Annotated in this window: 21 protein-coding genes; 13 read left to right on the top strand and 8 right to left on the bottom strand. The window is 74.4% G+C overall.

All coding sequences use genetic code 11. From position 1 onward, the window contains the following. The first annotated feature begins 121 nt into the window (after nucleotides 1-121). A complete protein-coding gene (locus NRO40_RS20810) occupies nucleotides 122-598 on the top strand; it encodes a MarR family winged helix-turn-helix transcriptional regulator (RefSeq protein WP_058944552.1) in 477 nt (158 codons plus the stop codon). Between the two features lie 149 nt (nucleotides 599-747). On the opposite strand, the gene meaB is transcribed toward NRO40_RS20810, so the two are convergent. Beyond that, nucleotides 748-1,704 (bottom strand): methylmalonyl Co-A mutase-associated GTPase MeaB, encoded by a 957-nt coding sequence (meaB, locus tag NRO40_RS20805; RefSeq protein WP_058944551.1) that lies wholly within the window; start codon nucleotides 1,702-1,704, stop codon nucleotides 748-750. A gap of 14 nt (nucleotides 1,705-1,718) precedes the next feature. Next, nucleotides 1,719-2,930 (bottom strand): acetyl-CoA C-acetyltransferase, encoded by a 1,212-nt coding sequence (locus tag NRO40_RS20800; RefSeq protein WP_058944550.1) that lies wholly within the window; start codon nucleotides 2,928-2,930, stop codon nucleotides 1,719-1,721. Between the two features lie 148 nt (nucleotides 2,931-3,078). Here NRO40_RS20800 and mce point away from each other — a divergent pair, with 148 nt between their 5' ends. The 7 genes from mce to NRO40_RS20765 all read left to right on the top strand — a co-directional run bounded on the left by mce (nucleotide 3,079) and on the right by NRO40_RS20765 (nucleotide 12,765). Next, a complete protein-coding gene (mce, locus tag NRO40_RS20795; protein WP_058944549.1) occupies nucleotides 3,079-3,519 on the top strand; it encodes a methylmalonyl-CoA epimerase in 441 nt (146 codons plus the stop codon). 177 nt (nucleotides 3,520-3,696) lie between these two features. After that, entirely contained in the window at nucleotides 3,697-7,752 is a 4,056-nt protein-coding gene (gene scy / locus NRO40_RS20790) for a polarized growth protein Scy (RefSeq protein ID WP_058944548.1), read from the top strand. A gap of 115 nt (nucleotides 7,753-7,867) precedes the next feature. Further along, the gene (locus tag NRO40_RS20785) at nucleotides 7,868-8,806 is read left to right on the top strand and encodes a coiled-coil domain-containing protein (protein ID WP_058944547.1); all 939 of its coding nucleotides are present in this window, start codon (nucleotides 7,868-7,870) and stop codon (nucleotides 8,804-8,806) included. A 145-nt stretch (nucleotides 8,807-8,951) separates the two neighbouring features. Continuing rightward, nucleotides 8,952-9,896, top strand: a complete 945-nt coding sequence (locus NRO40_RS20780; RefSeq protein WP_058944546.1) for an ABC transporter ATP-binding protein — start codon at nucleotides 8,952-8,954, stop codon at nucleotides 9,894-9,896. Between the two features lie 3 nt (nucleotides 9,897-9,899). Beyond that, nucleotides 9,900-10,679 carry an ABC transporter permease gene (locus tag NRO40_RS20775; RefSeq protein WP_058944545.1) on the top strand — a complete coding sequence of 260 codons (780 nt, stop codon included), beginning with the start codon at nucleotides 9,900-9,902 and terminating at the stop codon, nucleotides 10,677-10,679. Nucleotides 10,680-10,813: 134 nt separating this feature from the next. Beyond that, on the top strand, nucleotides 10,814-11,956 hold the full coding sequence (locus NRO40_RS20770; protein WP_058944544.1) for an ABC transporter ATP-binding protein: 1,143 nt from the start codon (nucleotides 10,814-10,816) through the stop codon (nucleotides 11,954-11,956). Then, the gene (locus NRO40_RS20765; RefSeq protein ID WP_058944543.1) at nucleotides 11,953-12,765 is read left to right on the top strand and encodes an ABC transporter permease subunit; all 813 of its coding nucleotides are present in this window, start codon (nucleotides 11,953-11,955) and stop codon (nucleotides 12,763-12,765) included. Before NRO40_RS20770 ends, NRO40_RS20765 begins: the two co-directional genes overlap by 4 nt. A 16-nt stretch (nucleotides 12,766-12,781) precedes the next feature. Here the strand turns inward: NRO40_RS20765 and NRO40_RS20760 are convergent, their stop codons facing one another. Then, a complete protein-coding gene (locus tag NRO40_RS20760; RefSeq protein ID WP_058944542.1) occupies nucleotides 12,782-13,120 on the bottom strand; it encodes a hypothetical protein in 339 nt (112 codons plus the stop codon). Between the two features lie 313 nt (nucleotides 13,121-13,433). Between NRO40_RS20760 and NRO40_RS20755 the strand changes: the two genes are divergently transcribed. Beyond that, a complete protein-coding gene (locus NRO40_RS20755; protein ID WP_058944541.1) occupies nucleotides 13,434-14,468 on the top strand; it encodes an LLM class flavin-dependent oxidoreductase in 1,035 nt (344 codons plus the stop codon). A gap of 106 nt (nucleotides 14,469-14,574) precedes the next feature. Here NRO40_RS20755 and NRO40_RS20750 read toward each other — a convergent pair whose 3' ends face one another. After that, nucleotides 14,575-14,967 carry an SCO5389 family protein gene (locus NRO40_RS20750; protein ID WP_058944540.1) on the bottom strand — a complete coding sequence of 131 codons (393 nt, stop codon included), beginning with the start codon at nucleotides 14,965-14,967 and terminating at the stop codon, nucleotides 14,575-14,577. A 217-nt stretch (nucleotides 14,968-15,184) separates the two neighbouring features. Here NRO40_RS20750 and nucS point away from each other — a divergent pair, with 217 nt between their 5' ends. Next, nucleotides 15,185-15,856: an endonuclease NucS gene (gene nucS, locus NRO40_RS20745; RefSeq protein WP_058944539.1), complete on the top strand. Its 672-nt coding sequence runs from the start codon at nucleotides 15,185-15,187 to the stop codon at nucleotides 15,854-15,856. Between the two features lie 188 nt (nucleotides 15,857-16,044). On the opposite strand, the gene NRO40_RS20740 is transcribed toward nucS, so the two are convergent. The 3 genes from NRO40_RS20740 to NRO40_RS20730 all read right to left on the bottom strand — a co-directional run bounded on the left by NRO40_RS20740 (nucleotide 16,045) and on the right by NRO40_RS20730 (nucleotide 20,651). After that, entirely contained in the window at nucleotides 16,045-19,020 is a 2,976-nt protein-coding gene (locus NRO40_RS20740; protein ID WP_257375468.1) for an ATP-binding protein, read from the bottom strand. Nucleotides 19,021-19,335: 315 nt separating this feature from the next. Beyond that, nucleotides 19,336-19,659, bottom strand: a complete 324-nt coding sequence (locus NRO40_RS20735; RefSeq protein WP_028963801.1) for an STAS domain-containing protein — start codon at nucleotides 19,657-19,659, stop codon at nucleotides 19,336-19,338. 143 nt (nucleotides 19,660-19,802) lie between these two features. Beyond that, nucleotides 19,803-20,651, bottom strand: coding sequence for a 3-hydroxyacyl-CoA dehydrogenase family protein (locus tag NRO40_RS20730; protein WP_058943733.1), 849 nt, complete (start codon nucleotides 20,649-20,651; stop codon nucleotides 19,803-19,805). 260 nt (nucleotides 20,652-20,911) lie between these two features. Between NRO40_RS20730 and NRO40_RS20725 the strand changes: the two genes are divergently transcribed. Next, on the top strand, nucleotides 20,912-21,484 hold the full coding sequence (locus NRO40_RS20725; protein WP_058943732.1) for a cob(I)yrinic acid a,c-diamide adenosyltransferase: 573 nt from the start codon (nucleotides 20,912-20,914) through the stop codon (nucleotides 21,482-21,484). A gap of 230 nt (nucleotides 21,485-21,714) precedes the next feature. Here the strand turns inward: NRO40_RS20725 and NRO40_RS20720 are convergent, their stop codons facing one another. Beyond that, nucleotides 21,715-22,293: a hypothetical protein gene (locus tag NRO40_RS20720; protein ID WP_058943731.1), complete on the bottom strand. Its 579-nt coding sequence runs from the start codon at nucleotides 22,291-22,293 to the stop codon at nucleotides 21,715-21,717. A gap of 134 nt (nucleotides 22,294-22,427) precedes the next feature. On the opposite strand from NRO40_RS20720, the gene NRO40_RS20715 reads away from it, so the two are divergent. Further along, nucleotides 22,428-23,654: a sensor histidine kinase gene (locus NRO40_RS20715; RefSeq protein ID WP_257375467.1), complete on the top strand. Its 1,227-nt coding sequence runs from the start codon at nucleotides 22,428-22,430 to the stop codon at nucleotides 23,652-23,654. A 341-nt stretch (nucleotides 23,655-23,995) separates the two neighbouring features. Further along, nucleotides 23,996-24,655 carry a response regulator gene (locus NRO40_RS20710; RefSeq protein WP_058943738.1) on the top strand — a complete coding sequence of 220 codons (660 nt, stop codon included), beginning with the start codon at nucleotides 23,996-23,998 and terminating at the stop codon, nucleotides 24,653-24,655. Nucleotides 24,656-24,671: the final 16 nt, after the last annotated feature.

Below are 24,671 nucleotides of genomic sequence, written 5' to 3'. Positions count from 1 at the left end.
CTGCGGAGTGTGACGCGCTCGAACGCCTGCGCACGTGCGTGGTCGGTCGAGGACGGGGGACGGGGAGCGAAGCGGCGTCACTACTTCGTCCAATATTCAACATCTTAGGTAGAATCCACATATGGAGACCGAGACGGCCACCTCGTGGCTGAGCGATGGCGAGCAGTGCGCCTGGCGCACCTATCTCGACGTCAACCGACTACTCACCTACCAGCTGGAGAAGGACCTCCAGCCGTTCGGCCTGACCTACAACGACTACGAGATCCTCGTGAACCTCTCGGAGTCGCCCGAGCGGCGCATGCGGATGAGCGACCTCGCCGCGGCGACCCTCCAGTCCAAGAGCCGGCTCTCCCACCAGATCACCCGGATGGAGAACGCCGGCCTGGTCCGACGCGAGAACTGCGAGTCGGACCGGCGCGGACTGTACGCGGTCCTCACCGACCAGGGCATGGAGACCATGCACAAGGTGGCGCCGCACCACGTCGAGTCGGTGCGCAGGCACTTCATCGACCGGCTGGCCCCCGAGGCGCTGACCGACCTCCACGCCTCGCTGCGGCCGATCGCGGAACACCTCCGCGGCCTGCGCGGCAAGCCCTAGCGGCCCCGCGCACCTCCGCACGACCCCGCGCTGCCCCGCGGGGCGCCTCTCCTCCCGGTGGGGGCCACGCCGACCGACCCTCCACGGGACCGTGACACGCGAAGGGCCCCGCCCCCCGATCGGGGGCGGGGCCCTTCGCGTACGCCCGCTCAGCGGCCCGTCAGGCCCGCCACGAGCTCGTCGGCGGCCGCGTACGGGTCGAGCTCGCCCGACACGATCCGCTCCGCCAGCACGCCCAGGCGCCGGTCGCCCCGCAGGTCGCCGATGCGCTCGCGCAGCGCGGTGACCGCGACGGTCTCCACCTCGTGCGAGGCGCGGGCCCTGCGGCGCTCCGCCAGGACGCCGTGCTCCTCCATCCAGGCGCGGTGCTTCTCCAGCGCCTCCACGACCTCGTCGACGCCCTCGCCGCGCGCGGCGACCGTCTTCACGATCGGCGGCCGCCAGTCGCCCGGCGCCCGCGCCTCCCCGAGGCCCAGCATATGGTTGAGCTCGCGTGCCGTGGCGTCCGCGCCGTCCCGGTCGGCCTTGTTCACCACGTACACGTCGCCGATCTCCAGGATGCCGGCCTTCGCCGCCTGGATGCCGTCGCCCATGCCGGGCGCCAGCAGCACCACCGACGTGTCCGCCTGCGAGGCGATCTCCACCTCGGACTGACCCACGCCGACCGTCTCGACGAGCACCACGTCACAGCCGGCCGCGTCCAGGACGCGGATCGCCTGCGGGGCCGACCACGCAAGACCGCCCAGGTGCCCGCGGGTGGCCATGGAGCGGATGTAGACGCCCGGGTCCGAGGCGTGCTCGGACATCCGGACCCGGTCGCCCAGCAGCGCGCCGCCGGAGAACGGCGACGACGGGTCCACGGCGAGGACGCCGACCCGCTTGCCCGCCCTGCGGTACGCGGAGACCAGCGCCGACGTCGACGTGGACTTGCCGACCCCGGGCGAACCCGTCAGGCCGACCACGTACGCGCCGCCCGTGAGCGGGGCGAGGGCCGCCATCACCTCACGGAGCTGCGGGGACGCCCCCTCCACGAGCGAGATCAACCGGGCCACGGCCCGTGGCCTGCCCTCCCGTGCCTGGGCGACCAGTGCGGGGACGTCCACCATCTCGTACAGACTCCTTACTTCGCCGAAGCGCTCGGGACGCGGAGGATCAGCGCGTCGCCCTGGCCGCCGCCGCCGCACAGCGCCGCCGCGCCGGTCCCGCCGCCGCGCCGCCGGAGCTCCAGCGCCAGGTGGAGCACGATACGGGCACCGGACATGCCGATCGGGTGGCCCAGGGCGATCGCGCCACCGTTGACGTTCACCTTTTCAGGGGATACGCCCAGATCCTTCATCGACTGGACGGACACGGCGGCGAACGCCTCGTTGATCTCGATCAGGTCGAGGTCCGCCACATCCATGCCCTCCTTCTTCAGGGCGTGCTGGATCGCGTTGGACGGCTGGGACTGCAGCGCGTTGTCCGGGCCCGCGACGTTGCCGTGCGCGCCGATCTCCGCGATCCACTCCAGGCCCAGCTCCTCGGCCTTGGCCTTGCTCATCACGACGACCGCGGCGGCACCGTCGGAGATCTGCGACGAGGAGCCGGCCGTGATCGTGCCCTCCTTGGAGAACGCCGGGCGCAGCTTGGCCAGCGTCTCGGCCGTGGTCTCCGGCCGGATGCCCTCGTCCTTGGCGAAGAGGACGGGCTCGCCCTTGCGCTGCGGGATCTCCACGGGCGTGATCTCCGCCTCGAACAGCCCGTTCTTCTGGGCGGCCGCCGCGCGCTGGTGCGACAGGGCGGAGATCTCGTCCTGCTCGGGGCGGCGGATGCCGAGGCGGGTGTTGTGCCGCTCGGTGGACGCGCCCATGGCGATGTTGTCGAAGGGGTCGGTGAGGCCGTCGTACGCCATGGCGTCGAGCATCTCGATGGCGCCGTACTTGTAGCCCTCACGGGACTTCGGGAGCAGGTGCGGCGCGTTGGTCATGGACTCCTGGCCGCCGGCGACGATCACGTCGAACTCGCCCGCGCGGATCAGCTGGTCGGCGAGGGCGATGGCGTCGAGGCCGGAGAGGCAGACCTTGTTGATCGTGAGCGCCGGGACGTTCATCGGGATGCCGGCCTTGACGGCGGCCTGACGGGCGGGGATCTGCCCGGCGCCCGCCTGGAGCACCTGCCCCATGATCACGTACTGCACCTGGTCGCCGCCGATGCCCGCCCGGTCGAGGGCGGCCTTGATGGCGAAGCCGCCGAGGTCGACACCGGAGAAGGACTTCAACGAGCCGAGCAGTCGACCCATGGGCGTGCGTGCGCCCGCGACGATGACGGAGGTGGTACCGGTCGTTCCAGACATGAGGACGATCCCCTTCCAGCCTGGGGGGCTGCGGAGTGAACGAGGGTTTACCGCCAATGTACTGAGCGGTACTGCCCCCGGTCACCGGGCGGTCGGTGTGACGGCGCGCACGTTGCGTAACCACCCCGTGGAGCGCTGCACTGGTCGCATGCTCACCAGAATCGACCACATCGGGATCGCCTGTCACGACCTCGACACGACCGTGGAGTTCTACCGCTCCACCTACGGCTTCGAGGTCTTCCACACCGAGGTCAACGAGGAGCAGGGCGTCCGCGAGGCCATGCTGAGGATCAACGGCACCTCGGACGGCGGCGCCTCCTACCTCCAGCTCCTGGAACCCACCCGCGAGGACTCGACCGTCGCGAAGTGGCTCGCCAAGAACGGCGAGGGCGTCCACCACATCGCGTTCGGCACCGCGGACGTCGACGGCGACGCGGCGGACATCCGCGACAAGGGCGTGCGGGTCCTCTACGACGAGCCGCGCCGCGGCTCCATGGGGTCCCGGATCACGTTCCTGCACCCCAAGGACTGCCACGGCGTCCTCACCGAACTGGTCACGTCCGCTGAGCCCGCCTCAGCGGAGCACTGACCTGACGGATTCCCGGCCCGGTAGAGTGGGCGGCTCCGGGCCGGGGCCGGGTCGGTGCCGCGCCACGGCGTCGTCGTCGGAAGCGTCGATCTGAGACCATTCCCCGGGGGTCCGTTCGCCGGCGAACGGTGCCCGTACGAAGAGAGTTCGCGACCAGGGGACGGATGGGACCGCGCAGTGCGGGGCTACGAACGCCAGGAGAGCCACCGGGCTGACGACGACCACCTTTCGCGGTTCGAAGCCGAGATGGACCGGCTGAAGACCGAGCGGGAGAAGGCCGTCCAGCACGCCGAGGACCTCGGTTACCAGGTCGAGGTGTTGCGCGCCAAGCTCCACGAGGCCCGGCGTGCCATCGCCTCCCGGCCTGCCTACGACAGCGCGGACATCGGCTACCAGGCCGAACAGATGCTGCGCAACGCCCAGATGCAGGCCGAGCAGATGCGCACCGACGCGGAGCGCGAGCTGCGCGAGGCCCGCGCCCAGACCCAGCGCATCCTGCAGGAGCACGCCGAGCACCAGGCCCGCCTCCAGGCCGAGTTGCACCACGAGGCCGTGCAGCGGCGCCAGCAGCTCGACCAGGAGCTGGCCGAGCGCCGCCGGACCGTCGAGGCGCACGTCAACGAGAACGTGGCCTGGGCCGAGCAGCTGCGGGCCCGTACCGAGGCCCAGGCGCGGCGCCTGATGGAGGAGTCGCGCGCCGAGGCGGAGCAGGCGCTCGCCGCCGCCCGCGCCGAGGCCGCCCGGGTCGCCGAGGAGGCCCGCCAGCGGCTGGCCGCCGAGTCCGAGGCCGCGCGCGCCGAGGCGGAGGCGACGCTGCTGCGTGCCCGCCGGGACGCCGAGCGGCTGCTCAACGCCGCCTCCGCCCAGGCCCAGGAGGCCACCAGCCACGCCGAGCGGCTGCGTACCGCCACCGCCACCGAGGCCGAGCAGGCCCGGCAGCAGGCCACCGAGCTCAGCCGGGGCGCCGAGCAGCGCATGCAGGAGGCCGAGGAGCGGCTGCGGCTCGCCCGCGCCGAGGCCGACAAGGTCGTCGCCGCCGCCACCGAGGACGCCGCGAAGCGGCTCGCCGCCGCCGAGTCGGCCAACGAGCAGCGCAGCCGTACCGCGAAGACGGAGATCGCGCGCCTGGTCGGCGAGGCCACCAAGGAGGCCGAGGCCCTCAAGGCGGAGGCCGAGCAGGCGCTCGCCGACGCCCGCGCCGAGGCGGAGAAGCTCGTCGCCGAGGCCGCCGAGAAGTCCCGCACCAAGGCGGCCGAGGACTCCGCCGCGCAGCTGGCGAAGGCCGCCCGCGCCGCCGAGGAGATGCTCGGCAAGGCGTCCGAGGACGCCCAGGCCACCACCCGCAAGGCGAGCGAGGAGGCCGAGCGGATCCGTCGCGAGGCCGAGGCCGAGGCCGACCGCCTGGTGGGGGAGGCCGCGGACACCGCCGATCAGCTGCGCGGCGCCGCGAAGGACGACACCAAGGAGTACCGCGCCAAGACGGTCGAGCTCCAGGAGGAGGCCCGCCGACTGCGCGGGGAGGCCGAGCAGCTGCGGTCGGAGGCCGTCGCCGAGGGCGAGCGGATCCGCGCCGAGGCCCGGCGCGAGGCGCTCCAGCAGATCGAGGAGGCGGCCGGGACCGCCGAGGAGCTGCTGACCAAGGCGAAGTCCGACGCCGACGAGCTGCGCACCGCGGCCGCCGCCGACAGCGAGCGGGTCCGCGCCGAGGCCATCGAGCGCGCGACCACCCTGCGCGCCCAGGCCGAGGAGATCCTGGAGCGCACCCGCGCCGAGGCCGACCGGCTGCGCGCCGAAGCCGAGGAGCAGGCCGAGTCCGTACGGGCGGCCGCCGAGACCGCCGCGACCGCGCTGCGCGAGGAGGCCGAGCGCGGGGTCGCGGCGCGGAGCGCGGAGGCCGCCGAGGAGCTGGCCCGGCTCCACGAGGAGGCCGAGTCCCGCCTCACGTCGGCGGAGCAGACCCTCGCCGACGCCCGCGCGCAGGCCGAGGGCCTGCGCCGGGAGGCGGCCGAGGAGACCGAGCGACTGCGCACCGAGGCGGCCGAGCGCCGGCGCGCCCTCCAGGAGCAGGCCGAGCAGGAGGCCGAGCGCCTGCGCACCGAGGCGGCCGCGGACGCGTCGGGCGCCCGCGCCGAGGCGGAGAACGCCGCCGTACGGCTGCGCGCCGAGGCGGCCGCCGAGGCCGAGCGGCTGCGCACGGAGGCGCAGGAGACCGCCGACCGGGTACGCGCCGAGGCCCAGGCCGCGGCCGAGCGGCTCAAGACGGAGGCCGCCGAGGAGCTGGCGGCCGCGCAGGAGGAGGCCAACCGGCGCCGCCGCGAGGCCGAGGAGACCCTCGGCACCGCCCGCGCCGAGGCCGACCAGGAGCGCGACCGGGCCCGGCGGCAGAGCGAGGAGCTGCTGGCGTCGGCCCGCACCCGGGTCGAGGAGGCCCAGGCGGAGGCGCAGCGGCTCGTCGAGGAGGCGGACCAGCGCGCCACGGAGCTGGTCTCCGCGGCCGAGCAGACCGCGCAGCAGGTGCGCGAATCGGTGGCCGGGCTCCAGGAGGCCGCCGAGGAGGAGATCGCCGGGTTGCGGTCGGCCGCCGAGCACGCCGCCGAGCGGACCAGGACCGAGGCGCAGGAGGAGGCGGACCGCGTCCGCGCCGACGCCTACCAGGAGCGGGAGCGCGCGGCCGAGGACGCCGCGCGGGTCCGCGAGCGGGCGCAGGAGGAGACCGAGGCGGCGAAGGCGCTCGCCGACCGGACCGTCCGGGACGCCCTCGCGGAGGCCGAGCGCCTCAAGACCGACAGTTCCGAGTACGCGCAGCGGGTGCGCACCGAGGCGTCGGACTCGCTCGCCGCGGCCGAACAGGACGCGGCGAGGACGCGGGCCGAGGCCCGGGGCGACGCCAACCGCATCCGGTCCGAGGCGGCCACCCAGGCCGACCGGCTCGTCACGGAGGCGTCGAACGAGGCCGACAAGCTCGTCGGCGACGCCACGGCCCGTGCCGAGGTGATCGTCGGCGACGCGACGGGCGAGGCCGAGCGCGTCACCGCCCTGGCGTCCGAGGAGGCCGGCCGGTTGGCGGCCGAGGCGACCGCGGCGCTCGACGGGGCGCGCGCGGAGGCGGCCCGCCTGCGCGCGGAGGCCGAGCGGGTGAAGGCCGACGGCGAGGCGGAGGCCGAGCGGCTGCGCGCCGCGGCGCGCGCGGACGCCCAGCAGCTGCGGGACGAGGCCCGCAAGGCCGCCGACAAGCGGCGCGCCGACGCCGCCGAGCAGGCGGACCAGCTGGTGGCGGAGGCGAGCGGCGAGGCCGAGCGGCTGCGGACGGAGGCCGCCGAGACGGTCGGTTCCGCGCAGCGGGCCGCCGAGCGGCTCCGCGAGGAGGCCGAGCAGCACCTCCGGGAGGCCGAGGAGGTGGCCGAGCAGCTGCGCGCGGAGGCCCGTACGGAGGCGGACCGGCTGCTGGACGAGGCGCGGGAGGCCGCCGACAAGCGGCGCGCCGACGCCGCCGAGCAGGCGGACCAGCTGGTGGCGAAGGCGCAGGAGGAGGCGCTGCGCGCCACGACGGACGCCGAGTCGCAGGCCGACACCATGGTCGGGGCCGCCCGCAAGGAGGCCGAGCGCATCGTGTCCGAGGCGACCATCGAGGGCAACGCCCTGGTGGAGAAGGCCCGTACGGACGCCGACGAGCTGCTGGTCGGCGCGCGCAGCGACGCCAACGCCATAAGGGAGCGCATGGAGGAGCTCCGGACGCGGACCGAGTCGGAGATCGAGGAGCTGCACGAGCGCGCCCGCCGGGAGGGCGCCGAGCAGGTGCGCGTCGCGGGCGAGCGGGCGGACAAGCTGGTGAAGACCGCCGAGCAGCAGCTGGCCGAGGCGGAGGCGAAGGCCGAGGAGCTGCTCTCCGGCGCCAACTCGGAGGCGAGCAAGGTCCGTATCGCCGCGGTGAGGAAGGCCGAGGGCCTGCTGAAGGAGGCCAACCAGAAGAAGGCCGACATGGACCGCGAGGCGCAGCGCATCCGCGAGGAGGCGGAGGCGGAGGCCGCCCGTGTGGTGGCGGACGGACGGCAGGAGTTGGAGGTGCTCGTGCGTCGGCAGGGGGACATCCAGACGGAGATCTCCCGTGTCCAGGCGGTACTGGAGGCGTTGGAGTCCTTCGAGGCACCGACCGGTGGCGCCAAGGACAGCGGCGTGAAGGCCGGAGCGGCAGCCGGGAGTACCCGTTCGAGTGGCAAGTCAAACACCGACTAGGCCACTCAAAAGGCTGGACATTCTCCCAATCAAACGGTCATCCGCTCGATGACACGCCGCCTCGGCCCCTAGGATTCCCTCTAACACCTCACCGGTCTCATTCGACAGGAACCCCATGAGCGACACATCCTCCCCCTTCGGCTTCGAGCTCGTGCGGCGTGGTTACGACCGCGGTCAGGTGGACGACCGCATTACCAAGCTCGTCGCCGACCGTGACAGTGCTCTGGCCCGAATCACCGCTCTGGAAAAGCGCATCGAGGAGCTGCACCTCGAGACGCAGAACGCCCAGGCGCAGGTCAGCGACGCCGAGCCGTCGTACGCCGGCCTCGGCGCCCGCGTCGAGAAGATCCTCCGCCTCGCCGAGGAGGAGGCCAAGGACCTGCGCGAGGAGGCCCGTCGCGCCGCCGAGCAGCACCGCGAGCTCGCCGAGTCGGCGGCCCAGCAGGTGCGCAACGACGCCGAGTCGTTCGCCGCGGACCGCAAGGCGAAGGCGGAGGACGAGGGCGTCCGCATCGTCGAGAAGGCCCAGTCCGAGGCGAACTCGCTGCGCTCCGAGGCGCAGAAGGACGCCCAGTCCAAGCGCGAGGAGGCGGAGGCGCTCTTCGAGGAGACCCGCGCCAAGGCCGCGCAGGCCGCCGCCGACTTCGAGACGAACCTCGCCAAGCGGCGGGAGCAGTCCGAGCGGGACCTGGCCTCGCGTCAGGCGAAGGCGGAGAAGCGGCTCGCGGAGATCGAGCACCGCGCCGAGCAGCTGCGCCTGGAGGCGGAGAAGCTGCGGACGGACGCGGAGCGCCGCGCCCGCCAGACGGTGGAGACCGCGCAGCGCCAGGCCGAGGACATCGTGGCCGACGCGAACGCCAAGGCGGACCGCATCCGCAGCGAATCGGAGCGCGAGCTGGCGGCGCTGACGAACCGCCGCGACTCCATCAACGCCCAGCTGACCAACGTCCGCGAGATGCTGGCGACGCTGACCGGTGCGGCGGTCGCCGCGGCCAACGTGCCGAGCGACGACGAGTCGACGACCCGCGGCGTCCCGGCGCAGCAGTCCCGCTGACACCCCGGCGTACGAGCCGCCGCGCCCCGGCGCGGCCGCCGCGCGACCCGGTCCTGTTCCCCCGTGAGGACCGCCGTGCGCGTACTCCCGATGGCCCTCCGTCATTCAGGTGGCGGGGGGCCATCCGCTTCCGTAGCGTGGGCGCATGATCGAAGCAGAGGGCCTGACGAAGCGTTTCGGTACGAAGACGGCCGTCGATCGACTCTCCTTCACCATCCGTCCCGGAATGGTCACGGGTTTCCTCGGACCCAACGGCGCGGGCAAGTCGACGACGATGCGCATGATGCTCGGTCTGGACGCCCCGACGAGCGGGACGGTGCGGATCGACGGGATGCGGTACCAGCAGCTCCAGGAGCCGCTGAAGTACATCGGCGCCCTGCTGGACGCCAAGGCGATGCACGGCGGACGCAGCGCGTACCACAACCTGCTCTGCCTGGCGCAGGCGAACCGCATCCCCGAGCGGCGGGTCGGGGAGGTGCTCGACATCGTCGGGTTGACGGCGGTGGCGCGCAAGAAGTCCAAGAACTTCTCGATGGGTATGGGACAGCGGCTCGGAATCGCCGCCGCGCTGCTGGGTGATCCACGGATTCTCATGTTCGACGAACCGGTCAACGGGCTGGATCCCGAGGGAATTCACTGGATCCGCAATCTGATGAAACAGCTCGCGGCCGAAGGAAGAACGATCTTCGTGTCGAGCCATCTCATGAGCGAAATGGCGCTGACGGCGGATCACTTGATCGTCATCGGGCAGGGCAGGCTGATGGCCGACACGACGATGGCGGATTTCATCCAGCGGAATTCGCGCGCGTTCGTACGCCTGCGCACGCCGCAGCCGGAACGCGCCCGGGACGTCCTCCAGCGGGAGGGGATGACGCCGGTGGACGGCACCGACGGGGCGCTGGAGATCGACGGGGCGTCGACGGAGCGGGTCGGCGAGCTGGCCGCGCGGCACGGCCTCGTCCTCCACGAGCTGAGCGCCCAGCGGGCCTCGCTGGAGGAGGCCTTCATGCGCATGACCGCCGGAGCGGTCGAGTACCACGCACACACTGCCGCCCAGCCCCAGTGGGGCGCGGGCGTGAAGGGGGCCTGAACGATGGCATCGGTACCGGCGGTACTCCGGTCGGAGTGGACCAAGATCCGCACGGTCGCCTCGACGGTCTGGACGCTGGCGAGCGCCCTGGTCGTGACGGTCGCGGTCGGCGCGGGGCTGAGCGCGCTGACCCGGTCGCTCTTCGACGACCTGCCGGAGGCGGAGCGGCTGACCTTCGACCCCACGGTGGTCAGCTTCTCCGGGATGATGCTCGGCCAGCTGGCCATGGTCGTCTTCGGCGTCCTGGTCGTCGGCACGGAGTACAGCTCCGGCATGATCCGCACGTCGCTGGCGGCGGTGCCGCAGCGGGCGGCGTTCCTCTTCTGCAAGATCGCGGTGGCGGGGCTGCTGGCCCTGGCCGTGGGGCTGGTCACCAGCTTCCTGTCGTTCTTCGTCGGGCAGGCCCTCCTCGGTGAGCACAGCACGACGATCACCGAGGACAACGTGGCGCGCGCGGTGGTCGGCGGCGGCCTCTACATGGGGCTCATCGCGGTCTTCTCGATGGGTGTCGCGGCGATGCTGCGCTCCCCGCTGCTGTCGCTGGGCATCCTCGTGCCGTTCTTCTTCCTGGTGTCCCAGATCCTGGCGGCGGTGCCGAAGGCGAGGGAGGTCGCCCGGTACTTCCCCGACCAGGCGGGCTCCAAGATCATGCAGGTGGTCCCGGACGCCATGGGCCAGGACCCCGCCCCGTACGGGCCGTGGGGCGGGCTCGGGATCATGCTGCTGTGGGTGGTGGCGGCCCTGGTCGGCGGCTACGTGGTGCTGAAGCGGCGCGACGCGTGAGTTGTGGACGCGTAGGTTGTGGGTGGAGGCGGGAACCGCTACGGCCGGATCCCCCTCTTACCTCCTACGGGTGGCCCCCGCGTCCCGTCCGCGGCGGCGCCCCTTGACGAACCGACCTGTGCTGGGGCTGGAGAATGATCGAGGCTGTCCGCCTGACCAAGCGCTACGGCGCCAAGACCGCCGTCGACGACCTCTCGTTCCAGGTCCGGCCCGGCGTCGTCACCGGCTTCCTCGGGCCGAACGGCTCCGGCAAGTCGACGACGATGCGCATGATCCTCGGCCTGGACCGGCCCACCTCCGGGCGGGTCACCATCGGCGGCCACCCGTTCCGGGAGCTGCCGAACGCCCCGCGCCAGGTCGGCGCCCTGCTCGACGCCCGCGCCGTGCACGGCGGCCGCACCGCCCGCAACCACCTCCTCGCCCTCGCCCAGCTCGCCGGGATCCCCGCGGGCCGGGTGGACGAGGTCCTGGGCGTCGTCGGCCTGCAGGACGTGGCCCGCAAGCGGTCCAACGGCTTCTCGCTCGGCATGGGCCAGCGGCTGGGGATCGCCGCGGCGCTCCTGGGCGACCCGCAGGTGCTGCTCTTCGACGAGCCGGTCAACGGCCTGGACCCCGAGGGCATCCTGTGGGTGCGCAACCTCATGAAGGCGCTGGCCGCCGAGGGCCGCACGGTGTTCGTCTCCTCGCACCTGATGAGCGAGATGGCCCTCACCGCCGACCACCTCATCGTCATCGGCCGCGGCCGGCTGCTCGCCGACATGAGCGTCCGTGAGTTCATCGCCGCCAACTCCGCCGGCTTCGCCCGCGTCCGGGTCCCCTCGGACGAGCCGGAGCAGCGCGAGAAGCTGACGGCCGCCCTCACCGGCGCCGGCGGCTTCGTCCTGCCCGAGCGCGACGGGGCGCTGCGCGTGACCGGGCTGGCCCTCTCCCGCATCAGCGACCTGGCGCACGGCGCCGGGGTGCGGCTGTGGGAGCTCTCGCCGCACCAGGCGTCGCTGGAGGAGGCGTACATGCGGCTGACGCAGTCGGCCGTGGACTACCGCTCCACCGACGACCGGCTGGCCGAGCTCGGCCCGCTGCCGGAGCAGGGGCCGGTCGTCCCGGACGTCCCGCTGGAGGGCTGGTACGCGCCACCGCCGCCCGGCACGGCACCGTCCGGCCCCGCCGGCCCGTCCGGTACCCCCGGCCCGTCCGGTGCGCCCGGCCCGGGCGCCGGACGTGGGGGCGGCGCCCGAGAGAGCCGTACGCACGAGAACAGCACCGAGGACACCCGATGACCACCACCCCGTACACCTCCCCCATCCCCGTGCGCCGCGCCCACCTCGGGGACGCCATCGCCTCCGAGTGGACCAAGATCAGGTCACTGCGGTCGACGGTCTGGACGCTCGGCGTCATGGTCGCGGTCGTCGCCGGGATCGGGATCATGCTGGCCGTGGCGATCGGCCGGATCCCGGAGGGCGGCGAGGTCGGCGGCACGGCGCTGGACCTCGGCATGGTCGGGATGCTGCTCGGCACCGTCTGCGTGATCACCCTCGGCGTGCTGACGATCACCTCCGAGTTCGGCACCGGGATGATCCGCACCTCGCTGACGGCCTGCCCCAGCCGCGGCCGGGTCCTCACGGCCAAGTGCGTCGTCTTCTTCGGGCTGGTCTTCACCATCACCACGCTCGTCTCGGCGTTCACCGCCGCCGCGCAGTCCGCGGTCCTCGGCACGACCGGCGGCGCCACCGCCGCGCAGTGGGTGCGCGCGACCGTCGGCGTGGGCCTCTTCATGGCCACCCTCGGCCTGCTGTCGCTCGCCGTGGGCGCCCTGCTGCGCCACTCGGCCGGGGCGATCACGACCGTGATCGGCCTCGTGCTGATGCCGTTCGTCCTGGCGATCGGCCTCTACACCGAGTCCCTGCAGGGCCTGCGCAACGCGCTCGTCGAGTACTCCATCCCGAGCATGCTGGCGGTCATGTACAGCGGCGGCGCGATGGCCGGCGGCCCGGGGCCGACGGGTTGGCAGTCGCTGGGCATCATGCTCGTGGTGACCGCCGTGGCCCTCGGCGGGGCGTACGTCGCCCTCGACCGCCGGGACGTGTAGGCGCCGGAGACGTCCCCTAGTACCGGGGTGCGTTGCGGGACCGCTGCACCCGGGAGGTGCGGCGGTCCTTCGCGTTCCAGCACGCCTTGTGCCAGTGCCGGCGGTCCTCCACGCCCCCGTACTGCGGCCAGGCGACGACGTGGGCGACGGCCGAGGGGATCTCCTGGTCGCAGCCGGGGCAGCGGTAGCGCTTGCCCATCGCGCTCGCCCCGGCGACGTGCCGCACCGACCACTCCTCGCCCTGCCAGGTCTCGGTCCGCTGGAAGCCGCCGTACCGGTCGCCCTCACCCGCGCCCGGGAGGTCGGGGTACTTCGCTCCGCCCCGCTTCGGGGGCTGGTTGCGGCGCGGGGACACGGAACACCTCACGGGGGCGCGGGTACGGGCTGCGGTCTCCGGTCCAGCCTAAGGGCCGCACCGGGGGCGCCCGGCACGGCCCGGCGGGCGCCCCCGGTGCCGTACCGGGCGGAAGGCGCACGTCGCGGGCGGGGGCGCGGGGGCGCCGGCGGGGAGGGGCGGGCGGGGGCGCTCCCGGTGGACGAACGCCCCCCGCGAGGAGGCGGTTAGCGGAAAATCGCAAGAACTCTCCGCACGGCCGTTGCCTTTGGCACGTGTCAGGCGTTGTTGCCCGTGAGGGAAGCCGCGTCGGCCGGCAAGGAGGCATCAGGCGATGCGCGTGGGAACTTTCGTACTGGCGGCCCAGTTTCCCGGTCAGGGACACAGCGAGGCCCTGCACCGGGCCGTGCGGTCCGCCGAGGCCGCCGAGGAGGCCGGGCTGGACTCGGTGTGGCTGGCCGAGCACCACTTCGTGCCGTACGGCGTGTGCCCGTCGGCGATCACCCTGGCGGCGCTGCTGCTCGGCCGCACCCGCCGTATCCGGGTGGGCACGGCGGTCAGCGTGCTGCCGACGGCGCACCCGGTGGCGCTGGGCGAGCAGGCCGCGCTGCTGCACATCACCTCCGGCGGGCGCTTCACCCTCGGGGTGGGGCGCGGCGGCCCGTGGGTCGACCTGGAGGTGTTCGCCGCGGGCCTGGAGGCGTACGAGCGGCACTTCCCCGACTCCCTCGACGTGCTGCTGCGCTGGCTGCGCCGCGACCGCGTCGGGGCGGACGGGCCGCGCCACCGCTTCCGGGAGGTGGCGGTCGTACCGCGGCCCGACGAGCTGATCGACGGGGCCCCGGCCCCGGAGACGGTCCTCGCCTGCACGTCGCCGAGGAGCGTGCGGCTCGCCGCCGAGCGCGGGCTGCCGATGCTGCTCGGCATGCACTGCGGGGACGACGACAAGGCGGAGATGACCGCCCTGTGGCGCCGTGAGGCGCTGGCCGCCGGGCACACGCCGGACGAGGTGGCGCGGATCGCCGAGGGCCACGTCTCGGCGGGCGTCGCGCAGCTCGCCGACCACACGCCGGACGCGGCGGAGGCGCTGCTGAAGGCGATGCCGGGGTGGCTGAAGCAGGGGCTGGACGCCCACGTGACGGTGGACGGCCGACGCCGATCGATGCGCGACCCCGTCGCCTACACGGAGCTGCTCTGCCGACTGCACCCGGTGGGGACGCCCCGGCTGGCGGCGGACCGGCTGGCCGCCACGGCGGAGCGGACGGGCATCCGGCGGTTCGCGCTGCTGGTGGAGGGCTCGGGCGAGGTCGCGGCGACGGAGGAGAACGTACGCCGCCTCGGCGCCGAGGTCCTGCCGCTGCTGGTGTGAGCGGCCCGCCGGCCCCGGCGGTGGACCTGCCCGGTCGCCGACCTGCTGCCGCCCCTGCACCGATCACACCTCCCGGGTGATGCGGAGCGGCAACACGCGTGCGGCGTCAGCAGTCGCGCAGCTCGGCCGACTGGTTCAGCAGCTGGGCCCGGGCCGAGGTGAACCGGGCCAACCGCTCGTCGACCGACGGGTCGAGCGGGAACACCGCGACGCGGTGGCAGTTCTGGAAGGCCAGACGGACACCGAAGTGGCGCTCCAGCGCCCCCCGGATCGCGTCACTCGCGAGCGCACGCAGCAGCTGCCCACGCGCCTGCTCGTCCGGCGGGGGCGTCTGGTTGTCGGCGAACGCACCCCCGTCCACCTTCAGCCGCACCACCAGAGAGCTGATCATCTCCCATGCGAAGGGCAGGGAGGTCCGGACGCAGTCGACGAAGGCCGCTTCGTCGACCTCGCCTCGCTCGGCCTGCTCCAACAGCGCCGGTGAGACGTCGAGCGACATGGGTTCTCCTCTCGCGACCCCGCGGGAGCGGGGTCTTACGGGCAGGGAAGGAGGAGCCCCCGTAGACACGCAGAGTGCACGAGTGACGACCTCCCGCTTCCACGGTATGCGCGCCGCCTTGACCGCACCAGGAGATTGGGACACAACAGGCCAGGGAATCACGGGCGTTTGGCACCGAATCGCGCGGAAGCACATGCGTCGAGTAGCGTTGCCGACCATGCGTCTCGTCATCGCCCGCTGCTCCGTGGACTACGCGGGCCGGCTCACCGCCCACCTGCCCTCCGCTCCCCGTCTGATCCTGGTCAAGGCGGACGGCAGCGTCTCGATCCACGCCGACGACAGGGCCTACAAGCCCCTCAACTGGATGTCCCCGCCGTGCACCCTCAAGGAGGGTGACGGCGAGTCCGCGGGCGTCTGGACGGTCGTCAACAAGGCGGGCGAGAAACTGATCATCACGATGGAGGAGATCCTCCACGACTCGTCCCACGAACTCGGCGTGGACCCCGGTCTGATCAAGGACGGCGTGGAGGCGCACCTCCAGGAGCTGCTCGCCGACCGGATCGAGACACTGGGCGCGGGGTACACACTGATCCGCCGGGAGTACCCGACGGCGATCGGTCCGGTCGACATCCTGTGCCGGAACGCCGACGGCGCCACCGTCGCCGTGGAGATCAAGCGCCGCGGCGAGATCGACGGCGTCGAACAGCTCACCCGCTACCTGGAGCTGCTGAACCGGGACCCGCACCTGGCCCCGGTGCGCGGGGTGTTCGCGGCACAGGAGATCAAGCCGCAGGCCCGCGTCCTGGCGACGGACCGGGGCATCGACTGCGTGGTGCTGGACTACGACGCGCTGCGCGGCATCGAGGACGACAAGCTGCGGCTGTTCTGACGGCCCCGCCCGCGACGGGCGCGTGACGGCCCCCGGGCGGCTCCCGCCACCCGGGGGTCGTCGTGTCACGTCCCGAGCCCCTCCCCCGCCCCGGACGCCCCTACCGCACGAACGGGGGGCGCCGGGCTGCGGCGGAGCACGGCGCCGCGTGCGGCGGGGCGGCCGCCGCACGAACGGCGGGGGGAGATTCAGACCGCGGTGCCCGCTGTGCCCGTCGCCGTGCCGGTGTCCGCGGGCGTGCCGGTGGCGGTGGACGACGCTCCGCCGCCGCTGTCGCCGCCGGAGCTGTCGCCCCCGCCGTCCCCGCCCGTGGTGCCGCCCGCGGCGCCCCCGGTGGTGGCCGGGTCGGTGGCCGTCTCCGTCGGGCCCGGGTCCGTGGCGGTGTCCGTCGGCTCCGGCGTGGTCGTCGTGGACCCGGACGGGCCGGGGCTGGTCGTCGTCGGGCCGCCCGTGGTCGGGGAGCCCGACGTACCGGGCGAGGAGGAGGTGCCGCCGGTCGAGGGGCCGGTGCCGCCGCCGGTGGTGCCGCCGCCGGGCTTCGACGGGTCGGTGCCCGGGGTGGACGGGTCGCCGGTCGAGCCGGTGGCGCCGGTGGCGCCCGGGCGGGCGGAGGAGCTCGGCTCACCGCCGCCGGGGACGGCGGTGGAGCCGCCGCCCGTACCGCCGCCGGAGCCGCCCGTGGTGCCGTCGTCGGGCGTCTGCCCGTCCGAGTCGTCGACGCCGGTGTCGCCGGCGCCGCCGGTGTCGCCGTCGCCCGCCGACTGCTCGGTGGTGACCTTGCCGCCCGGGGAGCCGCCCCCGCCGGTGGCGTCGCCGGAGGTGGCGCCGAGGGTGACGACGGTACCGAGGACGGCCGCGAGGAGGGCGCCCGAGGCGGCCGCGACGAGGTTGCGCCGGGCGCCGCTGAGCAGGGTGCCCCGCAGCCCCTTGCGGACGGGGCGGGCCTGCCGGGGGTACGCGTACGTGCCGGCCGCCCCGGAGTCGGCGACGGCGCCGTGGGCCGACCCGGCGGCTGCCGTACGGCCGGTGCCGGTGCCCAAAGCGGTGCCGGAGCCGGGGCCTTCGCCGAACGCGGCGTCGAAGTCGGCCGCCGCGCTGGTCGCACCACCGCCCGTGCCCGTACCGGAGGCGCCCGAAGCCATACCCGCGGCGCCGAGGCTGCCGGCGCCCGTACCGAAGGGTCGTCCCGCCGCCCCGGCCGCACCGAGACCGGCAGCGCCCGCCGCACCCACCGCGCCCGTGCCGCCGTCGCCGGTGGAGCCGCCCGCCGCACCGGCCGCGGCTCCCGCGCCGGCGGCCGGGCCGGGCCGGCCGGAGCCGGTACCGCCGTCGGCCGCACCCGCACCCCCACCCGCGCCGGGGGCGGTGCGGCCGGGGCCGGGGCCGAAGGCGCCGGCGAACGGCGCGGGCGACTCGCCCTGGCGCGCCGCGGGCGGCTCACCGGCCGCCGTACGGCTTTCGCCGATGCCGCGCTCCCGGTCGGCGACCAGGGCGAGGGCCCGCCGCCCGGCGACCGTGCCGCGCTTGTCGGCGAGGGCGCCGCGCAGGCCGATGGAGGCCTCCAGCGCGGCGCGCGCCCGGTCGAGGTTGCCCTGGCACAGGGCGAGGACGCCCAGCTCGTGGTGGAAGTACGCCTCTTCGGCGACCTCGCCCGCGAGGCGGGCCGCGGCCTGGCCGGAGCGCAGCGCCCGTTCCCAGGCGCCCCAGTGGAGCGCGGCGGCGAGGGCCGGCGCCGCGCTGCGGGCGAGGAGCACGGCGGCGCTCGCGTGGCCGGCCTCCTGGCTGGAGGAGAGCACGTGCAGCACGGCCAGTACGGCGTCGGCCTCGGCGGCCACCCGCTCGGGGGCGACCGACGGGTGGCCCGCCCACCAGGCGTAGTGCTGCGCCGCGGTGTGGGCCCGGGTCAGGGCGCCCTCGCCGTAGCCGTGTTCCAGGAGCTGCTCGGTGATGCCGGCGGCCAGCCGGTGGCGCGGGCCCACCGGGGTGAGCAGCCCGCAGCGGACGAGCTCCCCCAGCGCGGCGTCGGCGTGGGTGTCGCCGACGAGGGCCGGCAAGTGCGCCTGGTGGGGCAGCTCGCCGCCCAGGGCGACGGCGAACCGCAGGGTGTCACGGGCGGCCTCGGAGAGCCGGGAGGCGAGCAGCGCGGCGGGAGCGGCCGCTTCGGCGAGGCTGGGCAGGGGGTGGTCGTGCAGGTCGGTGAAGACGCTGTCGCCGGCGTCGTCCGCGTCCCCGGACGGCGGGGTGCGCAGGGTGTCGCGCTGCCGCAGCAGGGCGGCGGCCTGGACGAAGCGCAGCGGCAGCCCCTCGGACTCGAACCAGAGGTCGCCGGCCCAGTTCGCCTCGTCGTCGGTGAGGGGCCGGTCCACGACGTGCTCGAGGAGTTCGAGGGTGGTGCTCCGGTCGAGGCCGGTGAGGAAGACCTCCTCGACGGCCGCGTCGGGGGACGGGGCGGGCGTGTCAGGCGTCGCGGCGAGGAGGAAGGCGCACTCGGGCGCGGCGTCGAGGAGGTCGTCGAGCGCGGCGCCGCCGAACTCCAGGTCGTCGACGAGGACGACGGCGCCGATCTCGCGGACGAGGGCCAGCAGCCCGGCGCGGTCGGGCCGGTGGCCGGGCGTGTGGTGGACGGCCGCGAAGAGGTCGTACAGCACGTCGGCGGAGGTACGGCGGTGGCCGGACAGGCGTATGACCCCGTCGGGGGCGAGGTCGGTGCAGTCGGCCGCGACCGCGTCGAGGAGGCGGCTGCGACCGGAGCCGGCCGGGCCGGTGAGGCGTACGGAACGGCCGCGGGAGAGCAGCCGGACGAGCCGCTCGCGCTGCTCGTCGCGTTCCAGCAGGGGCGGGAGGGGGTCGGCGGGGCCCGCCGGCACGGGCGGGGCGGCGGCGCGGTCGCGTTCGGCGCGCTCTTCGGGGGTGCGCCGGGCGGGCGGCTCCGGCCGGCGGCCGGGCGGGCAGCGCTCGATCTCGCTGCCGTCGACGGGGTTCACGGTGAGCAGCAGGTCGCCGGCGACGAGCTGGGCGGTGCGGGCGGGGGCGGGTCCCTTCCCGGCGGCGAGCGGGGCGGGGAGGTCGTCGCGGGAGGCGCGCGGGCGGGCGGTGTCGCCGCCCTTGCGGTCCCCGTCGTCGGCGGGATCGTGGTCGTCCGGCAGCGGGTTCATCGGGTCCATGGTGAAGCCCCCAAAAGCGTGGTGCGGCGAAGCCCCTCCCGGCCGGTGTGCACGCGCGGCGTCGCTTCTGGTCCGGTGCCCGCCGTGTGGGTCCGTCGATGGGCAGACGTCCGAAACCCTAGACGCTGGCCCGGCCGCCCGGAACAGCCGGGGTGCCGGCCGCCCAAGACGTCACGGTCTCATGAGGATTGGGCAGCTGGATCCGGCTGGGGTGGTTTGCTCCGGCATGTACCTGTACGTGTACGGGCCGGACGGCGGGTGGTGGACCCGTACGGCGGGCCCGGCGGGCGGTCCGCGCGGCGGTCCGGGCGGACGTCAGACGCGGGGCAACGATTCGGCGGCGAGCCCGCCCTCGATGGCGAGGATGCGGTGCAGCCGGGTCGCGACGAGGAGGCGCTGCATCTGGGGCGGTACGCCCCGCAGGACCAGGCGGCGGCCGCAGCGGCCCGCCCTGCGGTGCGCGCCCATGATGACCCCGAGTCCCGTGGCGTCCCAGGAGTCGAGGCCGGTCAGGTCGAGCACCAGGTCACCGGCCCCGTCGTCGACGGCCGAGTGCAGGATCGTACGGGCGTCCGCCGCGCTGCGGACATCGAGGCGGCCCCCGACGACCAGCTCGGTGTGGTCGCCCCTGATGTGCATATGCGCTCCCCGAGAGTGCTGTGCTTGTCCGTCACGTCTTTCTGTTGCAAGAACTGACTCCGACGTCAGCCGAGCAGTTGCGCCTTGTAAGCGAACCGAGACCGAATTCACCCCGACGGGTGAGGGCGGGTGGTGCGGCGCGGTCAGTACTTGTAGAAGCCCTGCCCGCTCTTGCGGCCGATGTCACCGGCGTCCACCATCCGGCGCATCAGCTCCGGCGGGGCGAACTTCTCGTCCTGGGACTCCGTGTAGATGTTGCCGGTGGCGTGCAGCAGGATGTCGACGCCGGTGAGGTCCGCGGTGGCGAGCGGTCCCATGGCGTGGCCGAAGCCCAGCTTGCACGCGATGTCGATGTCCTCGGCGGAGGCCACGCCGGACTCGTGCAGCTTGGCCGCCTCGACGACGAGCGCGGAGATGAGCCGCGTGGTGACGAAGCCGGCGACGTCGCGGTTGACGACGATGCAGGTCTTGCCGACGGACTCGGCGAACGCGCGGGCGGTGGCGAGGGTTTCGTCGCTCGTCTTGTAGCCGCGGACCAGCTCGCAGAGCTGCATCATCGGGACGGGCGAGAAGAAGTGGGCGCCGACGACCCGCTCGGGGCGCTCGGTGACCGCCGCGATCTTCGTGATCGGGATGGCGGAGGTGTTGGAGGCGAGGACCGCGTCGTCCCGGACGAGCTTGTCCAGGGCGCGGAAGATCTCGTGCTTGACCTCGAGCTTCTCGAAGACGGCCTCGACCACGATGTCGGCGTCGGCGACGGCGTCGAGGTCGGTGGTCGTGGTGATGCGCGCCAGGGCGGCCTCGGCGTCGGCGGCGTCCAGCCGGCCCTTGGCGACGAACTTGTCGTACGACGCCTTGATGCCGTCCGTGCCGCGGGTGAGGGCGGCGTCCGTGACGTCGCGCAGCACGACGTCCCAGCCCGCCTGGGCGGAGACCTGAGCGATGCCGGACCCCATGAGTCCGGCGCCGATGACGGCGAGCTTCCTGGCCACGATTCGTCCCCTTAACACGCGTTCACTTTTCGTTTCTCCGGCGGGAGATTACTGCCCGGGAGGGGTGCTGTGGGCGGTGAAGAGATGCGCGTCACGTCTCGGATGACGGACATCACACCGGAACGGGCCGTCGCGTGAGCGTACCGCGCGCGGACCCAACCTACCGGGCGGTAGCCCCCTGTCGTACACGGACCGGTACCGGTCGTGACGCACGGCACACACGTCTGCCGCGGTGGGCGCCGCGTCACTAGGCTGAACGCATGGTCAACCTGACGCGCATCTACACCCGCACCGGCGACAAGGGCACGACGGCGCTGGGCGACATGAGCCGCACCGCCAAGACGGACCTGCGGATCGCCGCGTACGCCGACGCCAACGAGGCCAACGCCGTCATCGGCACGGCCATCGCCCTCGGCGAGCTGCCCGAGGAGGTCGTCAAGGTCCTCGTCCGGGTGCAGAACGACCTGTTCGACGTGGGCGCGGACCTGGCGACCCCGGTGGTCGAGGACCCGGAGTACCCGCCGCTGCGGGTGGAGCAGTCGTACGTCGACAAGCTGGAGGCGGACTGCGACCGGTTCCTGGAGGACCTGGAGAAGCTGCGCTCCTTCATCCTCCCGGGCGGCACTCCGGGCGCGGCGCTCCTGCACCAGGCGTGCACGGTCGTCCGCCGCGCCGAGCGTTCGACGTGGGCGGCGCTGGAGGTGCACGGCGGGACGATGAACGCCCTCACGGCGACGTACCTCAACCGCCTGTCCGACCTGCTGTTCATCCTGGCCCGGACGGCCAACAAGGAGCTGGGCGACGTCCTGTGGGTCCCCGGCGGAGAACGCTGACCAACCGACCCCGCCCCCAACGCCCACCACCGGCACACGGTCACCCCGCCCCGGCCGGGGGTCCGGGGGTCGCCCCCCGGGAAGACACGGCATCCTGGCCCGGACGGCCGACAAGGAGCCGGGCGACGTCCTGTGGGTCCCCGGCGGAGAACGCCGACCGCCGCCCCCGCCCCCAACGCCCACCACCGGGACACGGTCACCCCGCCCCGGCCGCAGGGCCGGGGCGGGGGTCAGCGGCGTTCCGTCGGGACCGGGTCCTGCCTGTCGGGCTCGGGCTCGGGCGCCTTCCGCGGCCAGACCACGTACGACAGCGCGATCAGGCCGTGGATGCCGGCCGCCCGCCACGCCGCGCCCATCCAGCCCTGGAGGGGGCCGGTGCGGCTCGGGTCGCCGACGTACAGGATCGCCAGCCACAGCAGGAGGGTCGCGACCGCCGCGCCCAGGAGGGTGCCGAACCAGAGCCGGCCCTCGTAGCGGGCGCGGGCCGTGCCGTAGCGCGGGGGGCCGGCCGGGCGGGGGGCGCCGCCGAAGCGGTGGGCGGCGTGGCCGTCGAGCCACTTCACCGTGCGGTGGCCGTGGCCGACGGTGTACCCGATGTACAGCGCGGCCAGCCCGTGCCGCCAGCTCGGCTCCGCGCCGCTCCTGAGGTCCATCGCGGTCACGACCAGCAGGACGACCTCCAGCAGCGGCTCGCAGAGCAGCAGCGCGGCGCCCGCGCGCGGCATCCTCAGCAGGTAGCGGGTGGCGAGTCCGGCGGCCAGCAGCACCCAGAAGCCGACTTCGCAGACCACGATCAGTGTGACGACCATGCCCTCCAGCCTGCCGCCCCCGCGCGCGCCGGGCGTCGTCGCCGATGAGGAGTCCGGGCTGCATCCTTCGATGTAGTCACGGCTCACCCGGGGCGCCGACGCCCCGGGGCCGCGGGGGTGTGTTGGATGGGACCGTGACACCGCCCCGCCCCCACCGCGACGACGTCTTCCTGGCCTCGACGGGCCTGGGCGGCGGCCTGCTCCTCTGGTCGCTCGGCGTGTTCAACCAGGGGCCGGATCACGCCATCCTGGACGCGTCGTGGGTCGTCCTGCTGCCGCTGCTGGTGATGACGTCGCTGGAGTTCCTCCGGCGCAGCCGGCCGCGCACGGTCCTGCTGGTCGGGACGGTCGCGGTCGTCGCGGACCAGTTCACGCGCGGCAGCATCGCGACGATCCTGATGTTCACGGACCTCGTGTACGCGGCCGTCGTGTACGGCCCGCCCGCCTCCGCCCGGCGGCTGCCGGTGACGACGGGGCTGATCACCGTCGCGGTCTCGATCGCGTCGCTCGCCTGGTACCGGGAGCCGTGGGCGCTGCTGCTCGGCGTGCTCACCGGCATGGTGTCGTTCGTGCCCGCCACCACCGGCGCGGTGGTCCGCAACCACCGGCAGGCCGCCGACGCGGCCCGGCTGCGGGCCGAGCAGACGGCGCTGCTGGCCGAGATGGACCGCCGGGAGGCGGTCGTGGCGGAGCGGGCCCGGATGGCCCGGGAACTGCACGACATGGTGGCCGGGCACCTCTCCGCGATCGCCATCCACTCGACCGCCGCGCTCTCCCTGGACGACCCGGGGACGAGCCGTGAGGCGCTCGGCGTGATCCGGGAGAACAGCGTCGAGGGCCTGGCCGAAATGCGTCGCCTCATCTCACTGCTCCGGGACAGCGGCGGAGGGGACGAGCCCGCGCCCGCGCCGACCCTCGCCGGGCTCGCCGCGCTGGTACGGCAGACGGCGGCGCACGGCATGGCGAGCGGGCTGACGTTCACGCTGACCGCCCCGCCGCCGGACGGTCGTCTGCCGGCGCCGGTGGAGCTCGCCGCGTACCGCATCGTGCAGGAGTCGCTGACGAACGCGCTCAAGCACGCCGACGCGGGCGAGGTGACCGTCGTGGTGGAGCGGGCCGACCACGCGCTGACGGTCGCGGTGACCAGCCCGTTCGACCGCCCGGCGGCCGGACCGCGTGCGTCCGGGCCCCGGGCGCCCGGATCGGGGGCCGGCCTGGTGGGGATGCGGGAGCGGGTGGCGCTGCTGGGCGGTGAGTTCGAGGCGGGCCCGGTGGACGGGGCGGCCGGGGCCGGGGGCAGGACGTGGCGGGTACGGGCGGTGCTGCCCGTGGCGAAGGACGACGAGGAGCCGGCGGCATGAACACGGGTACGGGACCGGACGGTACGGACGCGGGCGGTACGGACGCCGGCGCGGGCGGTATGGGCGGGGGCGCGGGCGGTATGGGCGGGGGACCCGGCACGGCCCCAGGACCCGACACGGGGACGACAGGCCCTACCGCGGCCACGGGCCCTACCGCGGCCACGGGCCGTACCGGGGCCACGGGCCGTACCGGGACCGCGGGCCGTACCGGGACCGCGGGCCGTACCGGGACCGGGGGCGGCACCGGGACGACGGGCCGGGCTGGGGCGGTGGGTGGCACCGGGACGACGGGCCGGGCCGGGGCGGTGGGCGGCACCGGGACGACGGGCCGGGCCGGGGCGGTGGGCCGTCCTGTCCGGGTGCTGGTCGCGGAGGACCAGCGGGCCGTACGCGCCGGCCTCGTCCTCATCCTGCGCAGCGCCCCCGACATCGAGGTCGTGGGCGAGGCGGGCGACGGCGAGGAGGCGGTGCGGCTGGCGCGAGAGCTGCGGCCCGACCTCGTCCTGATGGACATTCAGATGCCGCTGCTCGACGGAGTCTCGGCGACGCGCCAGGTGGTCGCCGAGGGGATCGCGGACGTCCTGGTGCTGACCACCTTCGACCTGGACGAGTACGTCTTCGGCGCGCTGCGCGCCGGCGCGGCCGGGTTCCTGCTGAAGAACACCGAGGCGCGGGACCTGATCGAGGGCGTGCGGACGGTGGCGCGCGGCGAGGGGCTCATCGCGCCGGCGGTGACCCGGCGGCTGATCGCCGAGTTCGCGGCCCCCCAAAGGCCCGCCGCGCGCGGCGCGGCGCCGGACCCGGCGGTGCTGGAGCCACTGACCCGACGGGAGCGCGAAGTGCTGTCGTGCCTCGGCGAGGGGCTGTCGAACGCGGAGATCGCGGTGCGCCTGGACATGGCGGAGGCGACGGTGAAGACGCACGTCAGCCGCATGCTGGGGAAGCTGGGGCTGCGCAGCCGGGTGCAGGCGGCGGTGCTGGCGCAGGAGTTGGGCGTCTGACGGGGCGGCTCCCCGA

The organism is Streptomyces changanensis (genome assembly GCF_024600715.1).
In the GTDB taxonomy this organism is placed as follows: Bacteria; Actinomycetota; Actinomycetes; order Streptomycetales; family Streptomycetaceae; genus Streptomyces; species Streptomyces changanensis.
This window is presented reverse-complemented; position numbering and strand designations above follow the sequence as displayed.